This window comes from Falsirhodobacter sp. 20TX0035 (assembly GCF_028307215.1).
Taxonomy (GTDB): domain Bacteria; phylum Pseudomonadota; class Alphaproteobacteria; order Rhodobacterales; family Rhodobacteraceae; genus Falsirhodobacter.
Genome location: NZ_JAQMHV010000021.1, coordinates 1 through 19,949, shown reverse-complemented (window position 1 = coordinate 19,949; position 19,949 = coordinate 1). Strand labels below are relative to the sequence as shown.

Below are 19,949 nucleotides of genomic sequence, written 5' to 3'. Positions count from 1 at the left end.
CGGGGCGATCACACGCCCCGCAGGATCTGGGCACGTCGCCATTCGTCATGCGCCAGCGTCGCAGACCGGCCATCATGCTTCCGCAACAAGGGCGCCTGCCCCCAAAGATCCAGTGAATAGGGGGTGAGCAGCAGGCTTTCCACCCGATTGCGAGCCGTCAGGACCACCGCATGTTCGGGCAGAAGCACGTGATGGTAGTCGATGGCGCCCAGGTCACCGCGCACGACGGCCCGCCCCGCCTCGGCAAGGTGCTTGGCCTTGGCCCATTTTCCCTTCCAGAAGATCCGGTGGAGCGGTGAGAACAACTCGCCCTCGATCTCGATCGGCCATTCGCGCTTTGTCGCGCAGGCGCAGTGGCGCTGTCCGGTCCACAGCACCTCTTGCGGGCCGTCGGAGGTGAGGATGCTGTCGCCCGCCTGCAGCGCCCTGACGGGGATCGCCCCGCGGTTCGCGACGTGGATGATGACGTCCGGGCCAAAGCAGGGTGGCGGGGCGGCCGCCTGCGTGCCAGCGGGGGTGATGTCGTAGGCGCCGCTGCCCGTGTGGAACGTCGTCGGCAGGGAGGAGAAGGAGCGGTCGCCATTCGTGATCATGATCGGGCCGATCCAAGGCGATCCGGGCGACGGCTGCATCACCGAGGTGTTGATGCGCGCATACCCATCCCCGAGGCTGGACGCGTCGCCGCTGAGGCTTGCCGACTGGCCCGGGTTCATGGGCAGGTATTCCGCCACCAGCGTTTCGGAGGCGTCATAGACCCTCATCGCCGTGATGCCGCTGGAGCCCGTCAACTCGGCCCCGGAGGTGTTGACGGCGGTGATCTCGATGATGTGGTCCTTTGACCAGACCTGGCGCCCCCACTGCACCGTGGCGGTTCCCTGCGCGGCGTCCGTGCTGACGGACGGATCAACGACCAGCTGATCGCCGCGAATGGTGAATGTGGTCATGAACGCCCCCGCCAAAATCTCGGGGGAACGCTGGTCGCAGGGCAGCTACGGCGGAGTTAACCCGCAGGGCGGAACGACGATATTTCGCATTATGGCTTCCCGGAACTTAACGCGGTTCGGGTCTTTCCGTCACATGTCCCGGTGGCGCGTGGCGTCTGCTCCTCATCGCGTCCGCCACCCTTGAACGTTCGTGGACCGCGCTTCGGTGGGTTGTAGGCCCGTTCTGCGATCCGACCAAGCGTATGTCACTGTCCCGCCCGCCCCATTCTGACCACCGGAGAGATGGATGGAAATACGGCCATATCTGCCTGCCGCTGCCATCCGAAGACGAGGTCCGGATGAACGGAGGACCGGGCCAAACGGGCTTTAGCGGTGCCTGACGGACAGGACACCGCTGAAGCGTGGACGCCATGGCTCTGCGGATTGCAGGCCACGTCCGCGAGCCGTGTCACGAACGTCTTGCCCCGCGCGGCTTCTAAGGGAGCGGCAGATTCCCGGCGACCGCTGTGCCATGCCAAGGGCGATGTTGTCTTAACTTCACCATGAAGGGCCGCTCCAACATTTCGCGTTGGACGCGGCCCCTGTAATCTGGTGCGAATCCGTCAGGCCGAAAGCTCGCGCCGGACGATGTCGGCGCCCGCGCTCAGCGCCCGCAGCTTGCCTTGGGCCACGTGGCGGGGCAGGGGGGCCATGCCGCAGTTGGTGCAGGGATACAGCTTGTCGGCGTCCACGAACTGCAGCGCCTTGCGCAGGATGTCGGCGACCTCCTCGGGCGTCTCCACCGTTTCGGTGGCCACGTCGATCGCCCCGACCATCACCTTCTTGCCGCGCAGAAGCTCGATCAGATCCATCGGCACGCGCGAGTGCTGGCATTCCAAGGAGATCATGTCGATCGAGGATTTCTGCAGCTTGGGGAAGACCTGCTCGTATTGGCGCCATTCCTCGCCCAGCGTCTTCTTCCAGTCGGTATTGGCCTTGATGCCGTAGCCATAGCAGATGTGCACGGCCGTTTCGCAGCGCAGCCCCTCGGCCGCCTTTTCCAAGGTTGCGATGCCCCAGTCGTTCACCTCGTCGAAGAAGACGTTGAAGGCCGGTTCGTCGAACTGGATGATGTCGACGCCCGCCGCTTCCAGCTCCCGCGCCTCCTGGTTCAGGATCTTGGCGAATTCCCAGGCCAGCTTTTCGCGGCTTTTGTAATGGCCGTCATACAGGGTGTCGATCATCGTCATGGGGCCGGGCAGGGCCCATTTGATGGGCCGGTGGGTCTGCGCGCGCAGGAACTTCGCATCCTCCACGAAGACCGGCTTCTGGCGGGACACGGGGCCCACGACGCTGGGGACGCTGGCGTCGTAGCGGTCGCGGATGCGGACGGTTTCCCGCTTCTGGAAGTCCACGCCGTCCAGATGTTCGATGAACGTGGTGACGAAGTGCTGGCGCGTCTGCTCGCCATCGCTGACGATGTCGATGCCCGCCTGCTGCTGGTCGTTCAGCACGACGCGCAGGGCGTCCTGCTTGCCTTCAGTCAGTTCCTCCCCCTCCAGCTTCCACGGCGACCACAGGGTTTCGGGCTGGGCGAGCCAGGAGGGTTTCGGAAGGCTTCCCGCGGTCGCGGTGGGCAGAAGTTTCGTCATGGGAATGGGACCTTGCATTCGTATTGGATCAGGCGGCGTATCGGGCGGACCATTGCTGAAGAATGTCCCGGTAGGGTTCGATGAACTTCTCCGCGGCGAACTTCCCCTGTTCCACGGCCAGACGGCTGCGCTCCTCCCGGTCATAGACGACCTGGGTCAGCGAGTAATCCGCATGCTTCAGGCTGGGGCGGTAGCACGCGCCGGCCGGGGAGTTGGCGTTGTAGATCTCGGGGCGGTAGATCCGCTGGAAGGTTTCCATGGTGCTGATCGTGCCGATGAGCTCCAGGTTCGAATAGTCGTTCAGCAAATCGCCGGTGAAGTAGAAGGCCAGGGGTGCGACGCTGTTCGGCGGCATGAAATAGCGGACCTGCAGGCCCATCTTCCCGAAATACCGGTCGGTGGAGGAGAACTCGTCCTGACGATACTCGACCCCCAGCACGGGATGCCGGTTTTCCGTCCGGTGGTAGGTCCGGCTGCTCGACACGCTCAGGCAGATGACGGGCGGCTTGCGGAAGTGCTGCCGATAGGCGGCCGAGTTCAGGAAGCACTTGAAGAGGTTTCCGTGCAGGTCGCCGAAATCCTCGGGCGCGCTGAACTGGGGGCGGCCTTGGTTGTGCTGGGGCAGCACCACGCTGAAGTCGTAATCCCGCACGTAAGAGGAGAAGTTGTTTCCGGGGATACCGTCCATGCGCTGGCCGGTCTTCCGGTCAAGGATGGTGGGCTTCAGAATCTCGATCAGCGGGAAGGCCTCGGTCCGGCCGGCGTCGCCGATGCTCATCTCGGCCGAGATGATCTCAAGCTCCACCGAATAGCGGTCGGCGCTGGGGTTGTCCCAATGCGCCAGCGCGTTGAAGCGGTTGTCGATCATCTGGAAGGCGGCGCGCAGGTTGTCCCGGCGCCGTTCGCCCCGGGCCAGGTTGGCGAAGTTCGTCGTGGCGCGCGTGCTGTCCGAGGGGCTGTAATCCTCGTCGAACCGGATGGTCTTGATGGAATATGCGAGATCGTCTCTCATCCTGACATGCCTTCTGCGTGGCCTGAGGGGACAAGCCGTGAAATCGAACAACTCCCCGCGACGGATGCCGCAGGGCGGGACGGTTACCTTGGCCCAAGGCCGCGTCCGACGCGCCCACCGCGACCGGAACAGGTGATTGATCGAAGGCGGGTGTCCCGGCCTGCGGGCCTCTGCCTCGCCTCCGCGCGACGTTTGCGCCAGTGGCCGTGTGGGCAGGCCTTCCGCCTCCAGTTGCAGTTCCGGATGGCGCGGTGGCCTCGCGGGATTCCTTTTGTCCGAAGCTTCCCCCGGCACCTTGATCTGGCCGCAAAATCGGCCGGGACGGCGCGCAAGTCAACGCATGCGGGTCGTGGAAATTTTCATGTTGATTATGAGGATGGCCGGGGGTTTTGCGGGAAGGGCATGAGGTCCATTGCGAATGGCCAAAGCATGTGATCCTCGCACCCGCGCGCCCTTTTCTGCGCAAACGTCCGTGCGTTCTGTAGGTCCAGCGCAAGCCAGTTCTGCATCTGGGTTTCCGTGCGGGCGGCGGTCGGACGGGACCGTTCTCAAACCCAGGGCGGGCGTGCATTGAGCCTGACGGGCACCTCCGGGGTGGATCGTGGCGGCTTCGTAAGCCTCAGGGCCCAGCCACCGGGACAGATCTGACGCACGCCCGTGATGCGTCGCGAAGGGGGTGGGATCGCATAATGGGACGTGGGACCTCGCCCATGTGCAAAAGCTCCCGCCCCAGGAAGGGGCGGGAGCGAGGGTCAGTGCTGGGCGGCGGCCGCTTCGGGCGCCTTGGCGTGTGCCTCGGCCTGCGCCGCCTTGCGCACCGTGGCCACATCCGCAGCGGACACGGGCGCTGCGTCGTTGGTCCAGGCGCCGCGCACGAAGGTCGCGATCTCGGCCACCTGATCGTCCGACAGGCGGTCGGCGAAGCCCGGCATTGGCATGATCGACGGCGCGCGTTCGGTCGAGGGCGTGGCCGCCCCGGCCAGAATGGTGTGGATCAGGCCGTCGGGGCTGTCGCCCGTCACGACCGATGCGCCGTCCAGCTGCGGGAAGACCTTGGGGCCGCCGGTGCCGTCCACGAAGTGGCAGGCGTTGCAGTTGTCGAGGTAAAGGCGCTGCCCCTCCGTCAGGTCCGTGGCCTCCGTCAGCACTCGCGCGGTGTCGTCCAGCGGCTTTGACGGTGCCGCCTCGCCCGGCATCGTCTTCAGATAGGCAGCGATGGCGTGAAGGTCGTCATCCGTCATGTAGTTCATCGAGTGCTGGATCACGGCCTTCATCTCGCCTCCGGTGGCGGCGAAGCGGTTGCGGCCCATGCCCAGATAATCGGCGATGTCCTGTTCCGTCCACGCCTGCACGCCATGCAGGCCTTCGCCGCCCGCGCGCAGACCCGGCACTGGCCAGCCGTTCAGCTCCGACCCCGCAAGGAAGGTGTCGGAACCGGCGTCCAGCCCTTTTTCCTGCATTCCGATCCCGCGCGGCGTGTGGCAGGCGCCGCAATGGCCCAGACCCTCGACCAGATAGGCGCCGCGGTTCTGCTCCTCGGTCAGGTCGGGGTTCGGCGTGAACACGTCCGACGGCCGGAAGGCGAGGTTCCAGAACATCATGCCAAAGCGCATGTTGAACGGGAAGCCCAGCGCCGTTTCCGGCGCATCGGTCGCCACAGGTTCCACCCCCTGCATGAAATAGGCGTACATCGCGGCCATGTCCTCGTCCGTGACCTTGGCATAGGACGGGTAGGGCATGGCGGGATAAAGATGCGTGCCATCGGGTGTCACGCCCTGCCGGACGGCCTTCGTGAAGTCCTCCAGCGAGTAGTTGCCGATCCCGTGCTCCTTGTCGGGCGTGATGTTGGTGGACCAGATCGTGCCCATGTTGCTGATGATGGAATAGCCGCCGGCGAATTTCGCCCCGCCTTCCACCGTGTGGCAAGCGACGCAGTCGCCCGCGCGCGCAAGGTATTCGCCGCGCGCGATCAGGTCGGCGTCCTGCGCCTGCGCCGCCGTGGTCATGAGCCCGAGGGCGATGATGATGCGTTTCATGTCGCCTCTCCTTACACCAGGGGCCCGGGGTTCTGCAGGTAGCGGTCCTTGATCGCCTGCGCGCACCAGTAGGACAGCGCGCCGATCAGGGCCGTGGGGTTGGCCTGGAAGTTCTGCGGGAAGGCCGATCCGGACGGCACGAACACGTTGTGCACGTCCCAGCTTTGCAGATACCGGTTCACGGCCGAAGTGCGCGGATCGTCCCCCATGACCGCCCCGCCCACGTTGTGGGTGGAGGAGTAGCCCGCGGTGTAGTTCATCCGGCTTTTCGTCGTCAGCGTGCCGTCCACCACCATGTCGGGGCCCAGCGCGTCCACGATCTCCTTCACCTTGCCGTTCAGGAATTCGGCCAGACGCAGGTCGTTCTGCGGGTAGTCGTAGGTCATCCGCAGCATCGGCATGCCGTAGGGATCCTTGTAGGTCGGATCCAGATCCAGGTAGTTCCCGCGGGTGGAGACGTTGGAGATCGTCATCTTCACTGCCATCGAATGGCCGTAGCTGTCCTTCAGCGCCTTGTTGAAGCCCGGGCCCCATTTCGGGCTGCCCGGCATCATCGCCATGCTGATCGGGTTGCCGGTGGCCTGGCTCGAATGGACCTTCGCCCCGCCCACGAAGCCGAGCTGCGAGCTGTCGAAGTTGCCCGGCCCGAAATCGTTGAACATCACGCCCGTCGGGCCGGCGGCCACGAAGGGGTTGAACTCCTTGTCCTTGAAGAACATCGTGTAGCCGGAGCCGAGCTGGTAGGCGTAGTTGCGCCCCACCGTGCCTTCGCCCGTCAGCGGATCGTATTGCTGCCCGATCTTGGAGTTCAGCATCAGCCGCACGTTGTTCAGCGAGAACGACGCGAGGATCACGATGTCGGCGGGCTGGAACACCTCGTTGCCGTCATTGTCGACATAGGTGACGCCGCGGGCCGTCTTGCCGTCGGGATGCAGTTCCACCTTGGTGACGTTCGCGCCCGTCAGGTAGTCGTAGTTCGGCATCCGGTTCAGCGTGTCGAGGATCGTCGTCTGCGGCGAGGCCTTGGAATAGTTCAGGCAGGCGTAGAACGAGCAGTAGCCGCAATAGTTGCAGGGCGCGATCTGCTGGCCGTAGGGGTTGGTGTAGGCCTGGCTGACGGCCGCCGAGGGGTTGGAGAAGGGGTGGTAGCCCATCTTCTCGGCCTGTCCGCGGAACATGGCGCAGTTGAGCGTGTCCTTCAGCGCGGGCAGCGGGTAGGGGCTGGTGCGCGGGCCTTCGAACGGGTCCTTGCCATCTTCGCCCGAAGTGCCGGTCACACGGTCGAAGAAGTCCATGTGCGGCTCGATCTCGTCCCACGAGACGGGATAGTTCTGGATCTGCAGTTCCTCGTCCAGCGCGCCGGGGGCGTAGTGTTCGTCCACAAAGGTCTTGAGCTTCAGGTCCGTGGGCGTGGGGCGGATCTGCACGGCCGTCCAGTGCAGGCCCGAACCGCCGACGCCGTCGCCCAGCCGGAACTTGCCCAGCACGCGCATCGGCTGCGCCGTTTCGTCCCGCGTGCGGCGGACGGTGAAGCCCGCTTGCCTGGGCGACTGCATGATCTTGTGACGATGGGCATAGGCCAGTTCGTCCGCCGGTTTCGGATAGGCGAATTCGGCGTTCGGACGGTCGGGGCCGCGTTCCAGCGCGCGCACGCGCAGGCCGGCCTTGGCCAGTTCGATCGCCATGATGGCCCCGGTCCAGCCAAGGCCGACGACGACCGCGTCGACGGGTTCGTTGGTGATGTTCATCGACGTGTCCTCAGGCTTTGACGTTGGGCAGCGGGGCGAAGTTGCCCCCAAGGTCGACCGGACCCAGCGGATAGGGAATGTTGTGGCGGGTCACCCATTCAAGGAAGCTTGCGCGCGCGCCGGGGAAGCCGATCATCACCCAGGCGGCCATGCCCTTGTTGCCGCCATAGATCGGGTCGGCGAGGTAGCCTTCCCTGGTGTTCTGCAGAAGGAAGTCGAAGAAGGTCTCTCCGTCCAGCATCGGCTCGCCATAGGCGGCGAAATCGACCTCGCCCTTCGACAGGGCGTTCAGGGCCTCGACGCGCTGTTCGCCCGAGAGATCGGCAAAGCCCGCCCCGTGCTGATCGCGCGACCAGGCGTCCGTCGCGGCCAGACCCTTGCGATACAGCGTGCGCAGGTCATAGGGCAGCTGGTAGCCGAAGGCGTCGCCCGCGTTCGGGTCGTGCGGGCCTTCCATGTACCAGTCCTCGCCCCGGCCATAGCTGGTGTCCATCTGCAGGTCGATGAAGACGGGCACGTTGGTGGCCAGCGCGCCCGGGCCATCCTCGTCCGCCGGGATCAGCGTGTCGCAGATCGCGGACAGGGCCCGCATCTCTTCGGCGTCGAAGAAGGTGGGGGTGTAGCTTGCCAGATCCGGCGCGCCGGCGGCCGCAGCCTCGGCCGCGGTCAGGCGTCCGAAGGGGATGCCAAGCGTCGCCGCCGTCATGGCGATGGCGGAACCGATCAGCAGCTCGCGCCGCCGAAGCCCCTGCTGCGGGGGGGTGGATGGGGTTTGGGTCATGTGTCCTGCCGCCTCGGGTGGGTCATCCGACGCGCGCCCGACGGCGTAGGCGGGCCCGTGGCGCGGTCGGTGTGTTCATACCTGTGTCCATACGTCGCAGGCGCGGAGTCGAGAATAGGTTAAATGGACATACTGATGCATCAGTTGATCACGTCGGCGTGATCGGCGGTGATGGTCGTTGCGGAGGGCGCAACCCCTTGGCAACACCTCCGACAACTTGAAAGGGTGGCGTCGGAACATGAACGACAAGCGGGACGGAAAGGTCGAACAGGTCGTTGATACGCTTCGAGCCGAGATCACGGGGCTTGTGCTGGTGCCGGGGCAGGTCCTGTCCCGTCCGGCGTTGCAGGAGCGGTTCGGCCTGAGCTCCACCCCCCTTCGCGACGCGCTGATCCGGCTGGAGGGGGAGGGGCTGGTGGAGATCCGCCCCCAGTCGCGGACCACCGTGTCCCTGATCGATCTGGAAGCCGCGCACCGCGCCCACATCCTGCGCCGCGCTCTTGACATGGAGGTCGCGCAACTGGTCCTGAGCGCGGATGCCGGTCCCACGCTGGACGCCATGGCCGCGGTTCTGGAACGGCAGGCCCAACTGCTCGGCCCCGATGACCGTGACGCGTTCGATGCGCTGGATACCGAGTTCCACCTTCTGCAATATCTCTGCGTCGGGATGGAGGAGTTGTGGCGGATGACGCAGGCCCGCAGCGGCCACATCAACCGCATCCGCCGCATGAACCTGGCGGCGCGCGACAACACGAGCCGCATCCTTGAAGACCACCGCGCGATCCATGCCGCGCTGGTGGCCGGCGATCCGGCGGGCGTCGCGCAGGCGGTGCGCCATCACCTGACCCGCTCGGCAAACACCGTGGGGCCGCTGCGGGAGGTCAATCCATCGTTCTTTCGTTGAGACAAGTTGGTCGAGATGCGGGCTGAGAGCTTCTTCGCGGCGTGCCCTGACAGGATCGGTCCTTATATATCGTTCCGGTGTGGCCATGAAGGGGTCGAGGAACGGGTCCGTCTTTAACCTTCAACCTGGAGCGGCAGGAACCGCGTCTGCCTGCGGCCGGATGGCATGTCGCGCCAGCGCCGCGACAAGATCCGTCCGGGTGACGATCCCGGCAAGGCGTGCGTAGTTCACAACGGGAACGGCATCGACGTCACCCTCGGCCATCATGGGAAGCAAGGCGCCGATGGGCGTGTCGACCGTGGCACGTGGCCCGACCACGGTCATGATGTCGCCCGCCCGGACAGGGGTTCCACGCGCGGGGTCCAGAAGGCGTCGGAACGCCGCACGGAACCCGCGATCCAGCCGAAGGGCGTCCTCTCTCGCCCGTGTGATCAGGTGCATCTGGAAGATGATCCCTAGGAACCTCGAATCCGGCCCGACCACGGGAATGGAAGTGAACCTGTGCCGCCGGAACAGGTCGGCCACCTCTCCCAGTTCCGTATCCGGGTTCACAGTGATCAGATCGCGGGACATGATATCATCCGCCCTCATGGGGCTTATGGTATGTGTTGCGGCCTGAAGTTCGGCCGCGCCGATCAGACGGGCCAGGTCCTCCACGCCAAGGTTGAACGACTGGCTGTAGCGTTCGAGGATGTCCGTCAGCTCCCCTTTCGACAGCCCGAGACGTTCAGAGGGATTTCGGTCACTGGTCCTGTGCGTGCCCGGATCGGTGAACTGCCGGAAGGGATAGCGCCGCCCGGTCAGCCTTGCGTAGATCGTGGCAAGCACGACCAAGATCGCGGTTCCCGCAGCGATCGGTGTCAGGGCGAACCAGAAGCCGAGATGCTCGATCTGCTCCGGGCTCATCGCCGCCGTCATGGCCACGGCTCCGGCAGGAGGATGCACGGCGCGGCACAGGATGGTCGCCGTGATGGCAAGCGCGACGGCCAGGGCGATCCGGAATGCGGGATCGGCGACCACCATGCAGACGGCGACCCCCACCACGGCGGCGACGGTGTTGCCGACGATGGCGGACCAAGGCTGCGCAAGGGGGCTGTTCGGAACCGCGAACAACAGCACGGAACTCGCTCCGAAGGGCGCGACAAGATACAGGCCCAGATCGAGGTTCACGCCCGGCGACAAAAGAAACAATCCGGTCAGCCCGAGGGCGATCAACGCTCCGGCCCCCGCGCGGAGCGCTTCGGTCGCTGGAACCTGGGCAACGGCAGGACCAAGCGAGCGCAGAATCTGAAGCATGCGTGTCTTTCCGTGAATGCTGACGAACAGGATCGGCAGGCTCTTCAACCATATGTCGGCGCGAAGAAGAAGGCGGACATGACAAGACTTCGCCAGCGTGCATGACGCGCTGCAGATCGTGGAGTCCGTACCGATCAATTCAAACCGTTTTGTTATCAGGGCGATGGCCCGCCGGGCCGACGCCAGAGTGCCTTCACGCGACGGTCCAAACGTCCGGCCTGTCAGGGACGATCAATCATGCCGTACGAACGCATTGGGGATTCTGAACAAGTGACTTCTGCTGCACCTTCAAGACAACTCATCCAGCTGTCGATCCGAAGCGCATCTTCGCCCTTTCCACGTGCCGGAAGAACGCTTCCTGCGCGCGGAACTTGTCACCCGAAGCCAAGGACTCGACCATCTCTCGATGTTCACGATTGGAGACGGACAGCCCTCCCGCCTGAACCAAGCTGCGAGCGCGGCAGAGGTGCAGCTTGTCGACCAGCGAATGATACTGAGCGACAAGGCTGCTGTTCCCCGTGGAGGTGAGCAGGAACTCATGGAAGCCGAGATTGGCGCGATAATAGGCGTCAAAGTCGCGTGCGGCGGCAAGCGTGTCCATCTCTCCGAGAGCAAGATAGAGATGTTCCAGAAGGTCATCCGTCACCTTGTCGGTGAGGATGCGGCCGGCGAGGCCGAAGATGGCCGCCCGCACATCGTAGATCTCCAACGCCTCCTCGCGACCGATCGCGCGAACATACATGCCGCGGTTGCGGACGGTGGTCACGAACCCCTTTGCGTGAAGCATCCGCAGCGCTTCGCGCAAAGGGCCGCGGCTTGTGCCGAAGCGGGCGGCAAGATGGATCTCGTTCAGCCGCTCACCCGGTGCGAGCTCTCCGCTCAGCACCAGATGCTCGAGTTGCCGTTCAAGATGGGAGGCAAGCGAATCTTCCACCGCGGTACGATCCGCTTGAGGTTCGCCGCCCCCGTCATCTTCCGGCATGGTCCGTTCGTCGTGCAAGCCCGCTTCTCCTTCGCGCGGTGTCAGGCGCCGCGCACGCCGCTGCGAGCCATCTCCGCCGCATCTGTCATGTGTTCAAGCCGCCAGCAATCCTGAAGGAAACGATCCGCCGCCTTCTCTCCGATCACAAGGGCCGCCTGCGTGCGGAACTTGGTGCCGATCTGTTCATCTGTCAGCGGAACCTCTCGGCTGCCGAGGGCGCGTTCCACATGATGGGAAAGGCGGGTCCCATCCGTGAAGGACACATCTATATCGACTGACGCCTCGTGGCAGCCGAGATCCGCAACGGCCGTGACACGGTCGCGCAGTGCGATGATCCCGGGATCCGCCACGACCTCGTCCGTGAAGGCGGTCGGCGCGCCGTCGCCGCGCAGCAGGGCGGTCGCGGCCGCGTGGTAGACCGAGAACTTGCCCTCCAGGCCGGTGCGCGGCGTCTTCTTGCCTGTCAGTTCCAGAACCAGCGGGTGCGCCTTCAGGGCAACCGCCGTGATGTCGTTCACCCTTTCGCCGATCTCCTTGCGGATCTGGAGGCAGCCGTCGATCGTGGGGTGGATGACGATCCCGCAGGCGAAGGGCTTGTAGCTGTTCAGCGCCGCCTCCCACCGGGTGCCGAGGCCGTCCGTGATCTCGGCATAGTCCTGCTTGTCGGACAGCACCCGGGCAAAACCGCGCGGCGCCTCGATCCCGCGGGTGGAACTGTCAAAGCCCGCTTCTGCCAGGAAGGACGAGAACATGCCGTTCTGCGCGGCCCGCCCGGGATGGAAGCTTTTGGTCATCGTCCCGAACATCTCCCTCAGGTTCGAAGCCTGCGTTGCCGCAAGACCAAGCGCCCACGCCATCTTCGTCTCATCCAGGCCAAGGATCCAGCCCACCGCGGCCGCCGCCCCGAAGACGCCGGCGGTTCCCGTGATGTGCCAGCCGCGGTCGTAATGCGCGGGATAGACGCAGTTGCCGATCCGGCACTCCACCTCGATCCCGATGATCATCGCCGTCAGCAGATCCTGGCCCGAGATCGTCCGCTGCTCCGCCAATGCGACCAACGCAGAGGCCACGGGGCCGGCAGGGTGGATGATCGTCTTCAGGTGGGTGTCGTCATAGTCGAGCACATGCGAGGTGATGCCGTTGAGGAGAGCCGCATGGAGCGCGTCGAACCGCTCGGCCCGGCCAAGCACGCCCGACGTCGCAGCGCCTGAAAATGGCGTGATCGCGGCGATGGCCCGGTCAACCGTTTCATGATCAGCCCCGCCAACGGCACAGCCCGCCCAGTTCACGAAGGTGCGCAGACCCTCCCGACGCACTTCGGCGGGAATGTCGTCGCCACGCAGCCCGACGATCCAGCGCGAAAGCGTACCCGTGACATCCTGCTGAGTCGCGGAGGGTTCATGTGCCTGCAGATTCATTCCGTGTCCTTTCTGATGCTGACTTCGTACCGGATGGCCGTCTTCTTTCTACAAGTGTAGACAGTAATAACAACCTTAAGGGCTGATCAAGCATTTTTGTGGCCAAGTTTTACACCTTCACTGAAAAAGGCGGCTAATATACTCGGATTTCTTCTCGTGAAACAAAAACTGTTGACACTTTGAATGCTGGCGCCTTTCATGTGTCTCAGGCCGCGAGGCGTCGGGAGGGCGGGAAGCGGCGAAAGGGAGGTATCGAATGACACGCAGAACTCTAGTGGCCGCAGGCCTGACGCTGGCGGCCCTTTGTCCATTCGTGACGGTGGCCGGGGCACAGGATTATCCGGTGAAGACGATCACGCTCGTGACCCATTCAAGCCCGGGCGCGGGCGGCGACATCTTCCTGCGGGACCTGTCGCGCTTCCTTGGGCCCGCTCTTGGCGCGAATGTCGTGGTCGAGAACATCTCCGGCGGCTCCGGGGCCACCGCCGTAGCGCGGGTCGCCAATTCCCGCCCCGACGGATCGGTCTTCTACGGCACGACGCCGACCTTCATCTACACCACACTGCTGTCGGAGCCGGAGTTCGGCTACGACTCCCTCGATCCGCTCGTGAATGTCTTCTTCGACCCCGAGGTGCTCTATACTGCCGCGACCGGCCCCTTCCAGTCGCTGGAGGATGTGATGACAAAGGCTCGGGAAGGGCGTGGCCAGTGGGGCGCGGCAAACCCCGCCTCGCTGGAACGGCAGTCGCTGGAGATGCTGAAATCCGTCTCGGGCGTGAACGCCGCGGTCGTGAGCCATGACGGAGGCGGCGACATGATGATCAACGTGCTGAACGGCACCTTGGACATGGGCGTGGGCGAAATACAGGAGCTCAAGGGCCAGCTCGAGGCCGGCGAGATCCGGCTGCTTGCAGCCCTGACGGCGGACCGCATCCCGGGCTATGACGATCTGCCGACCGTAAGAGAGGCGGGCTATGACGTCGCGGTGCGCAAGTTCCGCGGGATCGCTGCGCCGAAAGGCTTGCCGCCCGAAGTGGTCGCCGCCTGGGAGGCCGCGATCCCCAGGGTCCTGGAGGATCCCGAGTTCAAGGCGATCTACGAGCCGGACAGTCTTCAGCCCGCATTCCTGGACGACGAGGAGTACAGCCAGTTCATCGACGGGTTCGCAGCGGACACGCGCAGCTTCCTGATCGAAACCGGCGTCATCCAGTGATCGTCCGCGTCGGCGGGGGAGCGCCTTCTGCCACAATCTTTCTGCCCGGTGGGGCCCGTTCCGAGGAGTCGTCATGATCACCCGAAACATGGTCGGTGGCGCCGTGACCATCGTCATCGGTGCTGTCTATCTGTACTACGCCCACCAGATCCGCGTGAGCTCCCTGGCCGACAGCTTCGGCCCCCGGGGGCTGCCGCTGGTCTATGGCTGGCTGACGATCTTCCTCGGGGCGCTGGTTCTGGGCAAATCCACCGTCGCCGTCTGGCGTCTTGATGGCGAGGCGCGTGCCACCCTTGCCCAGGAGGAGTGGGCCGGCGAGGGGAGAAGCATCCTGCGAGCGGCGGGCCTGCTGCTGATCGCCACTCTTTATCTGCTGCTGCTGCCGCATCTGGGATACCCGCTTTCGCTCGTGCTGCTGATCGGCGGCGTGATCCTCTACATGGGGGCAGCCCGGACATGGCGCGTTCCCGTCATCGCGCTTCTGGGAGCAACGATGCTCTGGCTCATCTTCGTGAAGCTTCTGGGTGTCGACATGCCCGAGGGCTTCCTTTCCACCCTGCTTTCCTGAGGAAACCGTGATGGACACCCTTCTTGCCACCATACCTTATCTGGGCGACTGGTCGCTGATCCTGGCCGCAATTGCCGGAACGGCCTGGGGGATCATGGGCGGCGCGTTGCCGGGCATCTCCCCCTCGATCACCATGGCGCTGCTGCTGCCCTTCACCTACGTCATGGATCCCTCCTCGGCGATCGTCATGCTGGCGTCCACCTATGTGGGGGCGGAATACGGCGGCTCGGTCCCGGCCATCCTCATCAACACGCCGGGCACGAACTCTGCGGCGGCCACAGTGGTGGACGGCTATGCCATGAACAAGCAGGGCAAGGCGGGCCTCGCGCTTGGTATCTCGCTTTATTCAGGCTTCATCGGATCGATGGTCGGACTCGTGCTGCTGATGGCGCTGTCGGGGCCGCTGGCCAAGGTGGCGCTCTCGTTCACGCCGCCGGCTTATTTCGCGCTCGGGGTTCTCGGGCTGTCCGTCATTGCCACACTTGCCGGGGACTCCATGGCAAAAGGGCTGATCGCGGCCCTGTTCGGCCTTATGATCGCCACGGTGGGGACCGATCCCGTGTCCGGTGCCAACCGTTTCACTTTTGGCAATTCGGACCTTCTGAACGGGATCGAGCCCGTGCTGGTCATGGTGGGCCTTTTCGCGCTGAGCGAGCTTCTGGCGCAGGCGGCCCTGACGCGGGACGATCAGGACCGCGCCCGCTCCCGCCCGCGGATCGAGTTCCCGGACCGCAAGCTGGCCCGCAGGCTCGTGAAGCCGCAGGCCATCGGCAGCGCCGTGGGCGCATTCGAAGGGGTGATGCCCGGGGCTGGCGGTACTATCGCCTCCTTCATGGCCTATAACGAGGCCCGACGTTGGTCCGCGCACAAGGACGAGTTCGGCCACGGCTCCCCCGAAGGGATTGCCGCGCCCGAAACGGCCAATAACACCGTGGCCGAAACCGCCATCGTGCCGCTTTTGTCCTTCGGGATCCCCGGTTCCAACTCCACTGCGATCCTGCTGGGCGGGTTCCTCATCCATGGGCTGCAGCCGGGGCCGATGCTGTTCCAGCGCTCGGCCGACGTGGTGCACAGTCTTTATGCCGGGCTTTTCATCTCGATCATCGCGATGGTGATCCTCGGCATCCTGATCCTGCCGGTCTGCGTCTGGATGGTGAACCGGCCGCGCGCCTATCTGAACGCCTTCATCCTCGCGCTGGTCATGTCCGGGGTCTACACGATTCACGAGGGGCTGACCGATGTGGGGATGCTGCTGATCGCGGGTGCGGCCGGGTTCCTGATGCGGGTCCTGCGCTTTCCCTTCCTGCCGACGGTTCTGGGGCTGGTGCTCGGCTATCTGATCGAAAGCAACTTCCGCCGGGCGCTGGTGCTTTCGGGGGACGACTATTCGATCTTCGTGGGGGACTGGATCTCGATCGTCCTGCTGGGGCTTGCGGCGCTGTTCATCCTTGGCAGCTTTGCGGCGCGCACGCTGAACTTCATCCGGGGCCGGCGCTCCGACCGCGTCCCTGTCTGAGGAATGGCCATGCGTGATCATCAAGGCGAACCCACCATCTCGCAGCGGCTCGCCGCCTGGGGCCAAGGGTTGGAATTTCGGGACCTGCCCGAATCCACCCGTGCCAAGGCCCGTGATATCCTTGTCGACATCGTCGGCCTTTGCGTCGCGGCGCGGCACACCGACTACGTGGCCGCCACCTTCCGCGCGATAGAGCCGGGGCGACACACCGTGATCGGACGGAAAGCCACGGCTTCAGCCTCGGGGGCTGCCTTGGCCAACGGCACCGCCGCCCATGGCGAGGATTTCGACGATACGTTCGAAGGGGGGCCTGTCCATTCCGGTGTCGTCATCGTGCCGGCGCTTCTGGCCGCAGCCGAAACCTTCGATCTTCCGTCCGACCGGACCATGACCGGCATCGTCGCGGGAACGGAGCTTCTCTGTCGACTGGCGCTGACCCTTCCGAAGGGTGTGCATAAGGCGGGGTTCCATCCAACTGCGGTTCTGGGCACCTTCGCCGCGACCTTCGGCATCTGCGTGGCGATGCGCGAGAGCGAGGAGGTGACGGCGAATGCCCTTGGCATTGCGGGCAGCATGGCCTCGGGGATCATCGAATACCTGGGCGACGGAAGCTGGACGAAACGGATGCATCCGGGATGGTCGGCCCAATCGGCGCTTCGCGCTCATGCCTTGGCGCGGGGCGGCTTTATTGGGCCGCGCGCGGTGTTTGAAGGGACCCATGGCGCCTTCAGCGCCTTTGCGCCGTCGATCGAGCCCCGGACCCACCGGTTGTTCCTCGGGCTGGGGAAAGAGTTCGTGTCCGACAATATCACCTTCAAGCCCTATCCCTGCGGCACAATGGTGCAGCCCTATATCGATTGCGCCGTGGCACTGCGTCGGCGCGGGGTGGAGCTGGAGGGTATCCGTTCCATCACCTGCAAGACCGCTGAGGGGATCGTGCACCGCCTGTGGGAGCCGCTGGACATCAAGCGACGGCCGCCCAGCTCCTACGCCGCGAAGTTTTCGGTCCCATTTGGAGTCGCGCTTGGGCTGCAGCGTGGTCGTGCGGGACTGAATGACTTCACTAATGAAACGATTGCCGATCCTGAACTCTGCGCGCTGGCGCAGAAGGTCGGCTTTGAGATTGATCCGGAAAACCCATATCCTGCGGCCTTCACCGGCCACGTGCGGATCGAATACCGAGACGGGCGCCTGGAGGAAGTTGAGCGGGACCATATGCGCGGCGGTGCCGCGGAGCCACTGACCCGCACCGAGATCGACGGGAAGTTCCTTGCGAACACGGCCTTTGGTGGGTCGGAGTCCGGTGAGGCGCTCCTCGCTCTGTGCCATCGTATCGGCGCGGGGCAGGGCGGGGCAGATCTTATCACAGGCCTTGGGGAGGCATGACATGACCGAGGAACGAGTTGCGCTGGTCACCGGTGCATCGCGCAACATCGGACGGGCCATCGCACTGGCGCTGGCCGATGCGGGCAGCGACATTATCGTTCATGTCGGCCGGGACCGGGCAGCGGGTGAGGTTACGGCCGATGCCGTGCGTGCGAAGGGGCGGGCCGCACGGGTGGTCGAAGGCGACCTTGCCGATCCAGCCGTGCCCGGTCGGCTGGTGGCGGAGGCCGCGGCCTTCCGGGGGCGGCTTGACATCCTGATCAGCAACGCCGCCATTCGACCGGAGGCGGAACTGGCCGATCTTGCCTATGCTGACTGGCGGCGGGTGATGGCGATCGCGCTGGACGCGCCGTTCCTGCTGGCGCAGGCGGCGCAGCCATGGCTGGAGGAAAGCCCGATGGCCGCGATCGTGAACATCGGCGGGCTTACCGGTCATACCGGTGCCGCCGGTCGTGCGCATGTGATCACCGCCAAGGCCGGGCTCGCCGGGCTGACGAAGGCCCTTGCGCATGAACTCTCACCCCGGGGGATCACCGTGAACTGCGTGGCCCCCGGCCTGATCGAGACGGCGAGGAGCGGCGCTGCGCCTGCCCATCACGGAGCGCGGCATACACTTATAGGGCGAAGCGGTCGGGTAGAGGAGGTGGCGGCCGCCGTCGTGTGGCTTTGCGATCCGGCCAGCCGCTATGTTACCGGGCAGGTGATGCACGTCAATGGAGGGGCTTATCTGCCGTGAACGCCCTCGGCAAAGTCGCAGGGTCGCTTGTCATCGCCACGCTGGGGGGCGTCGTGTTCCGCCATCTGGACATCCCGCTCCCGTGGATCCTCGGCGCACTTACCGGTGCTGCGCTTTGGGTCAACATGGCGGGTCCTGCGCCAGGGGGCAGGTTTCAGCGCCGCGCGGCGCAGCTCCTGCTCGGCACCGGGAGCGCGGCGATCCTTACGCTAAAGATACTGTCGGAGATGCTCGGTGTCCTGCCTTTGATGCTGTTGGCCGCGCTGATTGCCAATGGAGCAGCTTTTCTGGCGGCCCCCATCTTCGCACGGGTCAGCAGGCTTACAGCGTTGCTGGCCGTCCTGGCCGCCGGCCTTGCCGAGATGTCGAGCCTCGCGGAGGAGTGTCGTGCGCGGCCCGATATCGTGGCGCTCAGTCATTCTGTCCGGGTCGCCCTCATTGTGATCTTCGTACCCATGGTCTTGGGTACAAACGGCGTCGCGGGGACTGCACCTGCCGCCGGCGGGTCGCCTGTCGCCCTTGTCGTCTGCCTTGGCGCGAGATTGACTATAACATCTGCTTTGTTCGGAGAAAAAAGCTCACTCGCGCAGGAGGCTGGTGGGGTCCGATAATCCGCCTTATGTAGGGTCATGCGTGACGAGCGCTGGTGCCGCTGAGGACGTGCGATTGCATCCGCTGGATCCGACGACCAGCGCAGGTAAGGGCAGTCAGCTCAACGCTTATGCCAAGCTCATTTAACCCAATGGTTGAGGAGGATGATCCGGTCGAAAGGCAGGCCATCTGACTGAAGGGCAGATCTATCTGCCGCTTATCATAAATGGCAGGCGTCAGATAGTCCTGCCTTCAATGACGGGAAAAACTGCGCGAAAACAGTAGGCCAAATTCCCAACACGAAGGCGGATTTGCCTTTCCTGTTAAGAAGATTTGCCTGTGATAGGCCGTACCCTGATCTTCAACACGTGTTCTGATCCAGCTCGACATATCGGTGCACTCCTTCCTGCTCTGCCAGTGGCAAAGCCAGCCCTGCAACCGGACGGTGATCTGAGACACCGGGCCGGAGCGATGAATCGGAGGGACCTGCCTCCTGGCGAGGGGGAAACCGGATTTCTCCGTGGAGGCTGATGCGAAGCGCCACCTGAGCCTGTGTTCAAATCGCTAGCCGGATGGCAGGCGAATAACGAAGCGGGGGGTTGTCATTCGTGCCAGAGCAAAGCGGAGGCGCGACTATCCTCCGGATCATCGATCGTGGTGCCATTGATAGATATTATTCCTGGGACGCGGCCACTCGACCACAGAGCAGCAGCGATGCGTGCGCGTCACGGCAACTCTACGGTTTCAGACTGTCCAGCCCTCAAGCGCGCTCTTCACATCTTAATCCGACCTAGCGCAAGCCCTCCGTCATTGTGACGAGCGCAAGCTGGCCCGGATCTGGCAAACCGACAGATTTCTCGGCAAATATTCTGGCTCGGCCCGCACGGTTCGGGAGCGGCTGAAACGTCTCGACGGTGTTTGCAGCTGCACGGATGGCGGCGTCCAGCAGATTGTCTTCGTTTCGGCACGCGTCAAGTGCGTCGACTTGCGCTTGCAATCCGTCCAGAACCGTCTTTTCGCCCAAGGCAGCCTTCCCTCTGGCGATCATGGCATTGCGGGCGGTGGCAAGAAGGCCGCCGATCTCGCTCGGCTCGAACTCGGTCCGCTCTTTCTGAATAGCCCCATGTTTCGTGGACGCCTTCTTCGCTAACTTTGAGGCAAGGAGGCCATGATGGGCACGGGCAATT

The 19,949-nt window shown here is 64.5% G+C and carries 17 protein-coding genes; 7 read left to right on the top strand and 10 right to left on the bottom strand.

Annotated features, from left to right (window positions below; all coding sequences use genetic code 11):
- Positions 1-8: 8 nt before the first annotated feature.
- The 6 genes from PIJ50_RS15635 to PIJ50_RS15610 all read right to left on the bottom strand — a co-directional run bounded on the left by PIJ50_RS15635 (position 9) and on the right by PIJ50_RS15610 (position 8,152).
- The gene (locus PIJ50_RS15635; protein ID WP_271976493.1) at positions 9-944 is read right to left on the bottom strand and encodes a Hint domain-containing protein; all 936 of its coding nucleotides are present in this window, start codon (positions 942-944) and stop codon (positions 9-11) included.
- Between the two features lie 602 nt (positions 945-1,546).
- Positions 1,547-2,575 carry a methionine synthase gene (locus PIJ50_RS15630; RefSeq protein WP_271976492.1) on the bottom strand — a complete coding sequence of 343 codons (1,029 nt, stop codon included), beginning with the start codon at positions 2,573-2,575 and terminating at the stop codon, positions 1,547-1,549.
- Positions 2,576-2,603: 28 nt separating this feature from the next.
- Entirely contained in the window at positions 2,604-3,587 is a 984-nt protein-coding gene (locus PIJ50_RS15625) for a DUF1852 domain-containing protein (protein WP_271976491.1), read from the bottom strand.
- Between the two features lie 752 nt (positions 3,588-4,339).
- Positions 4,340-5,623, bottom strand: coding sequence for a cytochrome c (locus PIJ50_RS15620; protein WP_271976490.1), 1,284 nt, complete (start codon positions 5,621-5,623; stop codon positions 4,340-4,342).
- An 11-nt stretch (positions 5,624-5,634) separates the two neighbouring features.
- A complete protein-coding gene (locus tag PIJ50_RS15615) occupies positions 5,635-7,371 on the bottom strand; it encodes a GMC family oxidoreductase (RefSeq protein WP_271976489.1) in 1,737 nt (578 codons plus the stop codon).
- A gap of 10 nt (positions 7,372-7,381) precedes the next feature.
- Positions 7,382-8,152 (bottom strand): gluconate 2-dehydrogenase subunit 3 family protein, encoded by a 771-nt coding sequence (locus PIJ50_RS15610; protein ID WP_271976488.1) that lies wholly within the window; start codon positions 8,150-8,152, stop codon positions 7,382-7,384.
- Positions 8,153-8,390: 238 nt separating this feature from the next.
- On the opposite strand from PIJ50_RS15610, the gene PIJ50_RS15605 reads away from it, so the two are divergent.
- Positions 8,391-9,056 carry a GntR family transcriptional regulator gene (locus PIJ50_RS15605; RefSeq protein ID WP_271976487.1) on the top strand — a complete coding sequence of 222 codons (666 nt, stop codon included), beginning with the start codon at positions 8,391-8,393 and terminating at the stop codon, positions 9,054-9,056.
- Between the two features lie 120 nt (positions 9,057-9,176).
- Here PIJ50_RS15605 and PIJ50_RS15600 read toward each other — a convergent pair whose 3' ends face one another.
- The 3 genes from PIJ50_RS15600 to PIJ50_RS15590 all read right to left on the bottom strand — a co-directional run bounded on the left by PIJ50_RS15600 (position 9,177) and on the right by PIJ50_RS15590 (position 12,752).
- On the bottom strand, positions 9,177-10,352 hold the full coding sequence (locus PIJ50_RS15600; protein WP_271976486.1) for an HPP family protein: 1,176 nt from the start codon (positions 10,350-10,352) through the stop codon (positions 9,177-9,179).
- A 298-nt stretch (positions 10,353-10,650) separates the two neighbouring features.
- Positions 10,651-11,352: an FCD domain-containing protein gene (locus PIJ50_RS15595; protein ID WP_271976485.1), complete on the bottom strand. Its 702-nt coding sequence runs from the start codon at positions 11,350-11,352 to the stop codon at positions 10,651-10,653.
- 23 nt (positions 11,353-11,375) lie between these two features.
- On the bottom strand, positions 11,376-12,752 hold the full coding sequence (locus tag PIJ50_RS15590; RefSeq protein WP_271976484.1) for an MmgE/PrpD family protein: 1,377 nt from the start codon (positions 12,750-12,752) through the stop codon (positions 11,376-11,378).
- A 256-nt stretch (positions 12,753-13,008) separates the two neighbouring features.
- Here PIJ50_RS15590 and PIJ50_RS15585 point away from each other — a divergent pair, with 256 nt between their 5' ends.
- From PIJ50_RS15585 to PIJ50_RS15560, 6 genes are all read left to right on the top strand, one after another.
- Entirely contained in the window at positions 13,009-13,965 is a 957-nt protein-coding gene (locus PIJ50_RS15585) for a Bug family tripartite tricarboxylate transporter substrate binding protein (protein WP_271976483.1), read from the top strand.
- A 73-nt stretch (positions 13,966-14,038) separates the two neighbouring features.
- Positions 14,039-14,533 (top strand): tripartite tricarboxylate transporter TctB family protein, encoded by a 495-nt coding sequence (locus PIJ50_RS15580; protein ID WP_271976482.1) that lies wholly within the window; start codon positions 14,039-14,041, stop codon positions 14,531-14,533.
- A 10-nt stretch (positions 14,534-14,543) separates the two neighbouring features.
- Positions 14,544-16,049 (top strand): tripartite tricarboxylate transporter permease, encoded by a 1,506-nt coding sequence (locus tag PIJ50_RS15575; protein ID WP_271976481.1) that lies wholly within the window; start codon positions 14,544-14,546, stop codon positions 16,047-16,049.
- 9 nt (positions 16,050-16,058) lie between these two features.
- Positions 16,059-17,435 (top strand): MmgE/PrpD family protein, encoded by a 1,377-nt coding sequence (locus PIJ50_RS15570; RefSeq protein ID WP_271976480.1) that lies wholly within the window; start codon positions 16,059-16,061, stop codon positions 17,433-17,435.
- A gap of 1 nt (position 17,436) precedes the next feature.
- A complete protein-coding gene (locus PIJ50_RS15565) occupies positions 17,437-18,171 on the top strand; it encodes an SDR family NAD(P)-dependent oxidoreductase (protein ID WP_271976479.1) in 735 nt (244 codons plus the stop codon).
- The gene (locus tag PIJ50_RS15560) at positions 18,168-18,782 is read left to right on the top strand and encodes an AbrB family transcriptional regulator (protein ID WP_271976478.1); all 615 of its coding nucleotides are present in this window, start codon (positions 18,168-18,170) and stop codon (positions 18,780-18,782) included. The genes PIJ50_RS15565 and PIJ50_RS15560 overlap by 4 nt, the downstream gene beginning before the upstream one ends.
- A 770-nt stretch (positions 18,783-19,552) precedes the next feature.
- On the opposite strand, the gene PIJ50_RS15555 is transcribed toward PIJ50_RS15560, so the two are convergent.
- Positions 19,553-19,949, bottom strand: a 397-nt coding sequence (locus PIJ50_RS15555; protein ID WP_271976477.1) for a DAK2 domain-containing protein, incomplete at its 5' end; no start/stop codon positions are given.